The organism is Streptomyces sp. bgisy159, assembly GCF_057707805.1.
The window spans coordinates 110,605-119,584 of the sequence record NZ_JBYIQX010000014.1; the positions used below are offsets into that span (position 1 = coordinate 110,605).

Below are 8,980 nucleotides of genomic sequence, written 5' to 3' on the forward strand. Positions count from 1 at the left end.
CGACGAGAGCACACACCTTCGGGTGTCGCGACCTCGTGTGATTACGGCATCTTGCCATTCGGACTGCGCCATTCAGGGGCACCGCTATGTCAAAATCGGATAACGGGAGACCCCCGAACCACACCACTCCGGTACAACACGACCGCATCTTCTCCGGGAATCAAGGCTTCCAGCCGGAAAATCTTCGGCCTATCTCAGCATGTGGGCGAATGTGGTGGCATCTGTTCGTGTCACTTGGGTCCCTGTCGAGGGTTTGTCCAGTACTTGTCCGGTTTTTCGCCCATGAGTCATGTCACTGGCGCGGGACGGTGCTGACGTCACGCGGAGCGCCTCGCCGGCGACGCTGTGGAACATCCACAGACCGGGGAATGTGAGGTTGCACGGAATGGACTCGTCGCGGGTGGTGTCCGTCCGGTAAGAAAGTGCTTTACACCCCTCATCCGGGGCTCAGAGCGCGTGTGCGGCGCGCTCGTCGCGTATCTGCCCGTATGCATCGACAGGGCGGTGCGCGGTCCCGCCCGCCCCTCAACCAGGGGCGGCCACCCTCAACCACGCAGACCTAAGGGGTAAGACACAGTGTCAGCGGAGATCGTGAATCCTCGCAGTGAGAACACGGCCGACCAGGCCGATCAGGCGGGCCATGCCGGCCCCGGGGGCGGTGCGGAGCCCCTCGACTCCTTCGACCCGGCGTTCGCGCTGCACCGGGGCGGCAAGATGGCCGTCCAGGCCACCGTCCCCGTCCGTGACAAGGACGACCTGTCCCTGGCGTACACGCCCGGCGTCGCGCGGGTGTGCACCGCCATCGCCGAGCAGCCGGAACTGGTCCACGACTACACCTGGAAGTCCCAGGTCGTCGCCGTCGTCACCGACGGAACGGCGGTGCTGGGGCTCGGCGACATCGGGCCCGAGGCCTCCCTCCCCGTGATGGAGGGCAAGGCCATCCTGTTCAAGCAGTTCGGCGGCGTCGACGCCGTCCCGATCGCCCTCGCGTGCACCGACGTCGACGAGATCGTGGAGACCGTCGTCCGGCTCGCTCCCTCGTTCGGCGGCGTGAACCTGGAGGACATCTCGGCACCGCGCTGCTTCGAGGTCGAGCGCCGGCTGCAGGAGCGGCTGGACATCCCGATCTTCCACGACGACCAGCACGGCACGGCCGTCGTGACGCTGGCGGCGCTGCGCAACGCGGCGCGGCTCAGCGGGCGCGAGCTCGGGCAGCTGCGCGCCGTCATCTCCGGCGCCGGCGCGGCCGGTGTGGCCATCGCGAAGATGCTGGTCGAGGCCGGTATCGGCGATGTGGCGGTCGCGGACCGCAAGGGTGTCGTCTCGGCCGACCGGGAGGACCTGACGCCGGTGAAGCGGGAGCTCGCCGGGTTCACCAACAAGGCCGGCATCAGCGGACCGCTGGAGAAGGCCCTCGCGGGCGCCGACGTGTTCATCGGGGTCTCCGGCGGGACGGTGCCGGAAGAGGCCGTCGCCACCATGGCCCAGGGCGCGTTCGTCTTCGCCATGGCCAACCCGAACCCCGAAGTGCACCCGGAGGTCGCCCACAAGTACGCGGCCGTGGTCGCCACCGGGCGCTCCGACTTCCCGAACCAGATCAACAACGTGCTCGCCTTCCCCGGCATCTTCGCGGGGGCGCTCCAGGTCCGCGCCTCGCGGATCACGGAGAGCATGAAACTGGCCGCCGCCGAGGCGCTGGCCTCGGTGGTCGGTGACGACCTCGCCGCCGACTACGTCATCCCCTCGCCGTTCGACGAGCGGGTGGCGCCGGCGGTGACGGCCGCGGTCGCGGCGGCGGCCCGGGCCGAGGGCGTCGCCCGGCGCTAGCTCCGGCGTCGGCCTTCACCGCGTTCCCCGCCCGTCCGCTCGCCTGGCCGGAGGGGCGAGAAACCGCCTGTGGGTGCGGGGCCCGTGCTTCGGCGGCTGTTCCCTCCGGGGACGGCCGCTCGCACGGGCCCCGCGCCCGTTTTCCGTCCGGCGCGACGCGCGGCCCTCGTGCGGCGGCAGGCAAGAGGGTGTGTGTCACACACGGCCGGTGTTTCTCGCGGGCCCCGGGGCGCCTATCGTCGGCTGCATGTTCGCTGTCTACGCCGCCCGTATCGACCGTGACCAGCCGCTTTCCGGACTGGAGTTGGGGGAGCGGCCCGCCCCCGAGGCCCGGCCCGGCTGGAGTGTCGTCGACGTCCGGGCTGCTTCCCTCAACCACCATGACCTCTGGTCGCTCCGGGGCGTCGGCCTCCCCGAGGAGCGACTGCCGATGATCCTCGGCTGTGACGCCGCCGGCGTCGACCAGGACGGCAACGAGGTCGTGCTCCACTCCGTCATCGGGCAGACGGGCCACGGTGTCGGCCCCGACGAGCCGCGCTCCATCCTCACCGAGCGCTACCAGGGCACCTTCGCCGAGCGCGTCGCCGTGCCGACCTGGAACATCCTGCCCAAGCCCAGGGAACTCTCCTTCGCCGAGGCCGCCTGCCTGCCGACGGCCTGGCTGACCGCCTATCGCATGCTGTTCACCAACGCCGGCGTGCGGCCGGGGGACTCGGTGCTGGTGCAGGGCGCGGGCGGCGGCGTCGCCACGGCGGCGATCGTGCTCGGCAAGGCGGCGGGCCTGCGGGTCTTCGCCACCAGCCGGGACGAGGCCAAGCGCAAGCGGGCGCTGGAGCTGGGGGCCGTGGAGGCCTTGGAGTCCGGGGCGCGGCTGCCGCAGCGGGTCGACGCCGTGATCGAGACCGTCGGTGCCGCGACCTGGTCCCACTCGGTGAAGTCGCTGAAGCCCGGCGGGACGCTGGTGATCTCCGGCGCGACCAGCGGCGACCGGCCCTCCCACGCCGAGCTGACCCGGATCTTCTTCCTCGAACTGAAGGTCGTCGGCTCCACCATGGGCACCAAGGACGAGTTGGAGGATCTGCTGGCGTTCTGCGCGGCCACCGGGGTCCGGCCCGTGATCGACGAGGTGCTGCCGATGGAGCGGGCCCGCGAGGGCTTCGAACGGCTCGCGTCCGGCGACCAGTTCGGGAAGATCGTGCTCAGCAACGGCTGAGCGCCGGTTTGGCTTCCTGCGTCCATGGCCGACCCGGCCTCTCCGGGTCGGCCATCGCTTTCGTCAACGAAGGTTGACAGGTCGCGAGTGTCAACCTATGTTGACACGCATGACCGAAGCAACGGATCTCGCCGAGCGTGCCGGCGATCGTGATCCCCGGGTCGGGCTGCGCGCCGTGGCCGCCCTGCGCAGGCTGCTGGAGCAGCTGGAGGCGGTGCAGGTGCGCAGCGCACGCCGGCAGGGGTGGTCGTGGCAGGAGATTGCCGCGGAGCTCGGTGTCAGCAGGCAGGCCGTGCACAAGAAGTACGGGAGGCAGTGATGTTCGAGCGGTTCACCAAGGACGCCCGGGACGTGGTACGGGGCGCCGTCGAGCACTGCGAGCGGGCAGGGGCCGGGAGTGTCGAGCCCGAGCATCTGCTGCTCGCCCTCCTCGACCGGGAGGCGAGCCGGGCCGCCTTCGCGCTGGCCGCGCTCGGGGTCGCGCAGCGGAAGGACGCCGTGCGGGAAGCGCTGGCAGAGACCAGGCGGCGGGCGGGACTGACCCGGGCCGAGGCAGAGGCGCTCGCCGGTCTCGGCATCGACGTGTCCGCCATCGTCTCCCGGGTGGAGGAGGTGCACGGGGTCGGGGCGATGGCCGGTGACATCAAGGAGCGTGGCTGGTGGTCCGGGCGCCGGTCCTTCGGCCGTGACGCCAGGACCGCGCTGGAGCAGTCCCTGCGCCTCGCCCTCGCCCACCGCGACCGGCACATCGGTGACCAGCACATCCTTCTCGCCCTCACCGTCCGCCCCGGCGTCGCCGCGGAGGTGCTCGCCGATCACGGGGTGACTCATGAGTCGGTGTGCCGGGTGCTCTACGGGCAGGGAGGAGCGGAAGGCCGGGAGGCCGGGTAGGGCGTTGGAGGTGGTGGCCCCGCGCCTCAGGTGGGCGGTGGTGCGCTGTTCAAGGGCCGGGGTGGTGCCGGGAGCGGGTCTCCGGGTGGACCGTACGGCGCGGGACCGGGGCCCGCCTGGCGCGGCGACCGGTGCCGTCGCGCCAGGCGGGCGTCCGCGCTGTGGGTGTCACGCCTTCGGCGCGCGCAGTATCGCCCCGATGCGGGCCGCCGCCGATGACAGGTGGCGGCGGGCGTCGCGGAGCTGGTCCTGGGTGACGCCGTGGTCGCGGGCCGCGTCCCGGATGTCGTCGCGGAAGCGGTCCAGCAGGCGGTCGAGGTCGCGGGCCGGATCATCGCCGCCGGGCTCATGGGCCCAGGCCGGCTCATAGGCGGCCGGGAAGTCCTCCGGTGTGGTCTCGTACTGCGGCGGTCCGGACGGCGCGGTGGACTTCGCCGCGCCCCCGGCGCCCGCCGGCCCGGTGCGGCCGAAGCCGAAGTCCTTGCCGAAGTCGCCGAACTCCTTGGCCAGCTCCGTCAGGCCCTCGCGCAGGCCGTTCGGCCAGTCGCCGCGTGCGAATCGGTCCTGGACCTGTTCCTGGACCCGGCGGGCGATCCGCTGCACCTCGTCCTGCGCCTCCTTGGCCTGGCGGCGGGCCCGCTGGGCCTCCTCGCGGGCGCGGCGGCTCTCGTCCTTGGCGCGGCGGGCCTGCTCCTTCCACTCCTGCCTGGCCCGGCGCATCTCCTCCTTCGCAGCCCGCCACGCGTCCTTGTCCGACGGCTCGGTGAACCCGGCCGCTGCACTCTCCTCGCCGCCCCCCGGCCCGTTGCCCTGTCGGGCCCGAGAGGCCGCCGCCCGCATCTCGCGGCGCAGATCGCCGGCCGCGCCGCGCACATCGGCCCGGATCTCCGCGGCCAGCTCCGCCACCGACTCACGGATCTCCAGCTCCAGGTCGGCCAGCTCGCCGCTGCGGTCGGCCAGCTCGGCCCGGCCCGCGTCCGTGATGGCGTACACCTTGCGGCCGCCCTCGGTGGTGTGGGTGACCAGCCCTTCGGCCTCCAGCTTGGCCAGGCGGGGGTAGACGGTGCCCGCCGAGGGGGCGTAGAGGCCCTGGAAGCGTTCCTCCAGGAGGCGGATCACCTCGTACCCGTGGCGCGGGGCCTCGTCCAGCAGCTTCAGCAGGTACAGGCGCAGGCGGCCGTGGGCGAAGACGGGGGGCATGTCAGAGCACCTTCTTGTCGGTCGTGCCGTCGGCCGGGGTGTCGGTGGGGTCGGCGGACGATGCCTCGTCCCGGCCGGCTGCGGCATTCTCCCCCGAACCGGGAGCCGTGCCGTCCGCCGGGCGGGCCGGTCCCGCCTGCCGCGGGCGGTCCTCCTGCGGCCTGCCGCCCTGAGGCGCGTCGCCTTGAGACCTGTCGCCTTGAGACCTGTCGCCTTGAGGCCTGTCGCCCCGCGACTCGTCGTCCCAGGGTCCGTCGTCTCGTGGCCCGGCCTCCCGTTGCCCGGCTTCCCGTGGATCGTCGTGCGGCGGCCCGTCGTCCCGTGGCCCGGCCTCCCCCGGCTCATCCTCCGTCTGCGGGCGGCGCAGGAGGGCGATGGACCCCGAGACGGTCGTCGCTTTCAGCCGGCCACTGCCCGCGCCCAGGCGACCGGTGATGCGCTTGGCGCCCCACTGGCCGGCGACCCGGAGGTCCTCGAACGCGTTGGAGACCGCGCCGCTCGCGGTGTTGGCCTCCACCCGGGCGTCCGCCGGGTGCGGCAGCCTGATCGCGATCTCGCCGGAGACGCTGGTCAGAGCGATGTCCGTGGGCCCGCTCGTCGGATCCAGGTCTACGATCATGGAGCCGCTGACCGACTCGGCCCGCACCGAGGAGCCCGCCTCGACCACGGTCAGGTCGCCGGAGACCGAGTTGTAGCGCAGGTCCCCGGTGAGGGCCTGGGCCTCGACGCTGCCCGAGACCGTGTCCGCGCGGACCGGGCCGGAGAGGCCGACCAGGGTGGTGTCGCCGGTGACGCCCTTGACCTCGGTGCGTCCGGCCAGCCCTGAGACCATCGCCGCAGCTCCGACCACACCCACCTCCACGCGCGTGTCCACCGGGACGGCCAGGGAGACCACGGCGCTGCGCCGCCAGCCCTTGCGGTCGAGCCACTTCAGGAAGCCCTTCCAGGGCAGGTCCTCGTACGCCACCGTCAGGATGCCGTCCCGGTGGGTGACCACCAAGGGCGGTCCCTCGATCCGCGAGACCTCCAGCCGGGCGGAGCCCTCCTCCGCGCCCACCACGTTCACCGTGCCGTTGACGACACGGACCTGCAGGTCGCGCACGGGCTCGTCGAAGGAGAGCCTCGTGGGCTCGGCTACGGACCACTCGGACATGGTGCGGACCTCCTGGGCGGAGCGGAACGGCGATCACGGCGACGCGCCATATCGCGTCTTTCCTCAACACGATATATCGCGGTGCCGTGAAGTCAAGACACCCGTTCTGGTGATCGCGACCGCCTAAAGATGACGAATTGTCCTAGCGTGTGAGCATGCCGACGGAAGTCACCGCCCCAGGAGCCCTGCTGCTGTGCCGAGCGGGTCCCCACTCCGTCGCCCCCGCCGCCCACCTCCTGCGGGAGCCGATGCTGCTGGCCCGGGCCGGTGACGAGTGGAGCGTCCTCGTCCCCGAGGGCACGCCCTGGCAGCACGGTGAGGAACCGGTCGACCGTGTCCTCACGGGCTGGGCCACCGCCCTCGCCGTCGGGGCGCCCTGGCCCGTGCTGGCGCTGTGGTGGGACGCGGACCGGGCCGGCTGTCTCCTCGCCACCGGCTTCCGCCGACCGGTCGCCTACGTCTGGCTCGCTCCCGGCACCGCGGCCGGTGAGGACGAGGCGATGCGGACTTTCGCCGCCCGGCTCGGGCTCGACCCCGTCCTCGACATGCAGGCGCTGGAACGGCTCACCCGGCCCGACGCCGAGGCCGACGCCCGCTCCCGGCTGCTCGGGCTGCTCGCCGTTCTCGCCCGCGCGGGCGTCTCGCTTCCGCCGGGGCTCACCCCCGGCGAGCCGGCCGACCGCCTGAGTGCCGCCGTCCGGGGCCGCCCCGACGTCCGGCAGATCGCATGGCGGGGGTGGCGGGAGACGGTCCGTGCGGAGCTGGACGCCGTCGAGGGCACCCCGCTCGGTCACTGGCTGCCCCGGACCGGCAGTCCACGCGCGCGTGCCCTCGCGTCCGCCCAGGTGGCCGCCGGTCTTCCCCTCACCGCCTGGGCCCTGCGTCGCCGCAGCCCCGGCTGGCTCGTCGCGGGCGCGCTGCTGCTGGCCCACGGGGCGCTGGGGCTGGTGTACGACGCTGGGCGAGGGCGAGGGCGGAGTACGGCTCAGGGCTGAGGGGGGTGCGGGGCGCGGTTGAGGAGCGCGGGTCGGGGTCGGGGTCGGTCGGTCCGGCTCAGCGGATCCGGTCGTAGACGAGGGCCAGCGTCCCGTGTTCGCCCGCCGTCTGGCTGACGAGGGTCCATTCGCCGGTGGGCAGGCCGTCCTCGAAGAGCCGCGGGCCGCCCCCGAGGAAGACCGGGAAGACGGTGAGGGCCAGCCGGTCGACCCGGTCGGCCGCCAGCAGCGCCTTGATGACGCTCGCGCTGGCCAGGACCAGCACGTCACCGCCTTCGGTGTCCTTGAGGTCGGTGACGACCTCGTCGGTCGGCTTGTCGACGATCGTCGTCCGTTCCCAGGGTGCCTGGTCCAGCGTGGAGGACAGGACGACCTTGTCGGTGTCGACGAGCCACTGCGCGAAGGCCTCGTCCCGAGGGTCGGCGCCCTCCATGCCGATGACGGTGGGCCAGAAGCCCAGGAAGCCCTCGGCGTTCACGCGGCCGAGCAGAGCCGTGGTCGCCGTCCGGTGCAGGCTCGCCAGGTGGTCGCGGGCGACGTCGGTCACGGCGTAGGGCATCACCCAGCGCATGTCCAGCGGGTTGTCCGGGCGGCGTAGCGGCCGTCGAGGGAGAGGGCCATGTTCGTGACGATGCGGCGGCCGTTGCCATGCTCGGTCATGTGGGGCTCCCTTTGCTGGTGCTGGTGCTGGTGCTGGTGCTGGTGCTGGTGCTGCTGTCGGTGCCGTTGGTGTCTCCGGTGCGTTCGGAGCCGTCGCTGTCACCGGTGTCGTGTGCGGACGCGTGTGCATGTGCGTTCGCGTGCTCGTGAAGGGCCCCCGCGAGCCTGTCCAGGCTCTGGCCGAAGCCGATCTCGATGCCGGCGACGAAGTCCGCGGACTCGACGGTGCTGTCGCTGATGCGCCAGTGGACGTCGAGGTCGGTGCCGGTGCCTGTGCCTGTGTCCGCGCCGGTGTCCACGGGCCGGAGGTCCATGCGCACGTGTGCGGTGAACGCGGGGCGGTCGCCGGGAAGCAGCGGGCTGAGGCGGTAGGCGAGGTGCTCGGCGGGGCGCAGGTCGTCGACGACGCCCCGCGCCCGGCCGGCAGCCAGGTCGGATCCGTCGGCGTCCTCGGCGTCCTCGGCGTCGCGGTACGTCTGGGCGATGCGCCCTCCGGGCCGAGCCTCGAAGACGAGTTCGCTGAGGCGCAGGTCTTCGGGGGTCCACCAACGGGCGAGCAGGGCGGTCTCGGTCAGGTGGCGCCAGACCCGTTCGGGGCTTTCCGGCAGCGAGCGGTGGAAGGCGAAGGTCCGGCCGTCCGCCCATCCCGCTTCCTGCGCGGCGAGCCGCTCGGCGTCCAGGGCGAGCCCATGGCGGTCGTACGTCGCGCGGGAGCCGCCCGCTGTTCGCTCGGACCTGTCGGAACCGTGGGAGCTGTCGGAACTGCCGGCGCTGTCGGCGCTGTCGGCGAGTCGGGCCAGGGCGGCCGCCAGGTCCCGTAGGGGGGTGGGGCTCAGTGCGTAGACGTGGCGCCGGCCGGTGCGCTGGGAGGTCACGATGCCGGCGCGTTCGAGGGTCTGCAGGTGCTTGGTCGTCTGGGGCTGGCGTGCCTCGGCCAGCTGGGCGAGAACGCCGACCGAGCGAGGGCGCTCGGCCAGCAGGCCCACGAGCCGCCAGCGGGCCGGGTCGGCCAGTGCGGCGAGGAGTGCGTCCATGAGGTCG

At 72.7% G+C, this 8,980-nt stretch carries 8 protein-coding genes and 1 pseudogene; 5 read left to right on the forward strand and 4 right to left on the reverse strand.

Translation table 11 applies throughout. From position 1 onward, the window contains the following. Positions 1-576: 576 nt before the first annotated feature. The 4 genes from AC3ET3_RS16425 to AC3ET3_RS16440 all read left to right on the forward strand — a co-directional run bounded on the left by AC3ET3_RS16425 (position 577) and on the right by AC3ET3_RS16440 (position 3,931). A complete protein-coding gene (locus AC3ET3_RS16425) occupies positions 577-1,827 on the forward strand; it encodes an NAD(P)-dependent malic enzyme (protein ID WP_435612380.1) in 1,251 nt (416 codons plus the stop codon). A gap of 247 nt (positions 1,828-2,074) precedes the next feature. Continuing rightward, complete coding sequence (locus AC3ET3_RS16430; RefSeq protein WP_432134050.1) at positions 2,075-3,040, forward strand: zinc-binding dehydrogenase; 966 nt, start codon at positions 2,075-2,077, stop codon at positions 3,038-3,040. A gap of 109 nt (positions 3,041-3,149) precedes the next feature. Further along, complete coding sequence (locus AC3ET3_RS16435; protein WP_432134051.1) at positions 3,150-3,359, forward strand: helix-turn-helix domain-containing protein; 210 nt, start codon at positions 3,150-3,152, stop codon at positions 3,357-3,359. Further along, positions 3,359-3,931 carry a Clp protease N-terminal domain-containing protein gene (locus tag AC3ET3_RS16440; protein ID WP_432134052.1) on the forward strand — a complete coding sequence of 191 codons (573 nt, stop codon included), beginning with the start codon at positions 3,359-3,361 and terminating at the stop codon, positions 3,929-3,931. The genes AC3ET3_RS16435 and AC3ET3_RS16440 overlap by 1 nt, the downstream gene beginning before the upstream one ends. 168 nt (positions 3,932-4,099) lie before the next feature. On the opposite strand, the gene AC3ET3_RS16445 is transcribed toward AC3ET3_RS16440, so the two are convergent. Together AC3ET3_RS16445 and AC3ET3_RS16450 are read right to left on the reverse strand one after the other, a co-directional pair. After that, complete coding sequence (locus AC3ET3_RS16445; RefSeq protein ID WP_432134053.1) at positions 4,100-5,131, reverse strand: PadR family transcriptional regulator; 1,032 nt, start codon at positions 5,129-5,131, stop codon at positions 4,100-4,102. Position 5,132: 1 nt separating this feature from the next. Further along, entirely contained in the window at positions 5,133-6,284 is a 1,152-nt protein-coding gene (locus tag AC3ET3_RS16450) for a DUF4097 family beta strand repeat-containing protein (RefSeq protein ID WP_435612381.1), read from the reverse strand. A 155-nt stretch (positions 6,285-6,439) separates the two neighbouring features. Between AC3ET3_RS16450 and AC3ET3_RS16455 the strand changes: the two genes are divergently transcribed. Further along, positions 6,440-7,279 carry a hypothetical protein gene (locus AC3ET3_RS16455; protein WP_435612382.1) on the forward strand — a complete coding sequence of 280 codons (840 nt, stop codon included), beginning with the start codon at positions 6,440-6,442 and terminating at the stop codon, positions 7,277-7,279. Positions 7,280-7,337: 58 nt separating this feature from the next. Here the strand turns inward: AC3ET3_RS16455 and AC3ET3_RS16460 are convergent. Together AC3ET3_RS16460 and AC3ET3_RS16465 are read right to left on the reverse strand one after the other, a co-directional pair. Further along, positions 7,338-7,939: pseudogene (locus AC3ET3_RS16460) on the reverse strand (dihydrofolate reductase family protein). Next, positions 7,936-8,973: a metalloregulator ArsR/SmtB family transcription factor gene (locus AC3ET3_RS16465; protein WP_435612383.1), complete on the reverse strand. Its 1,038-nt coding sequence runs from the start codon at positions 8,971-8,973 to the stop codon at positions 7,936-7,938. Before AC3ET3_RS16465 ends, AC3ET3_RS16460 begins: the two are co-directional and overlap by 4 nt. Positions 8,974-8,980 lie beyond the last annotated feature (7 nt).

Coding starts and splice junctions, on each gene's coding strand:
- AC3ET3_RS16465 (WP_435612383.1), bottom strand. CDS start 8,973: ATGGACGCACTCCTCGCCGCACTGGCCGACCCGGCCCGCTGGCGGCTC.
- AC3ET3_RS16455 (WP_435612382.1), top strand. CDS start 6,440: ATGCCGACGGAAGTCACCGCCCCAGGAGCCCTGCTGCTGTGCCGAGCG.
- AC3ET3_RS16435 (WP_432134051.1), top strand. CDS start 3,150: ATGACCGAAGCAACGGATCTCGCCGAGCGTGCCGGCGATCGTGATCCC.
- AC3ET3_RS16445 (WP_432134053.1), bottom strand. CDS start 5,131: ATGCCCCCCGTCTTCGCCCACGGCCGCCTGCGCCTGTACCTGCTGAAG.
- AC3ET3_RS16450 (WP_435612381.1), bottom strand. CDS start 6,284: ATGTCCGAGTGGTCCGTAGCCGAGCCCACGAGGCTCTCCTTCGACGAG.
- AC3ET3_RS16440 (WP_432134052.1), top strand. CDS start 3,359: ATGTTCGAGCGGTTCACCAAGGACGCCCGGGACGTGGTACGGGGCGCC.
- AC3ET3_RS16430 (WP_432134050.1), top strand. CDS start 2,075: ATGTTCGCTGTCTACGCCGCCCGTATCGACCGTGACCAGCCGCTTTCC.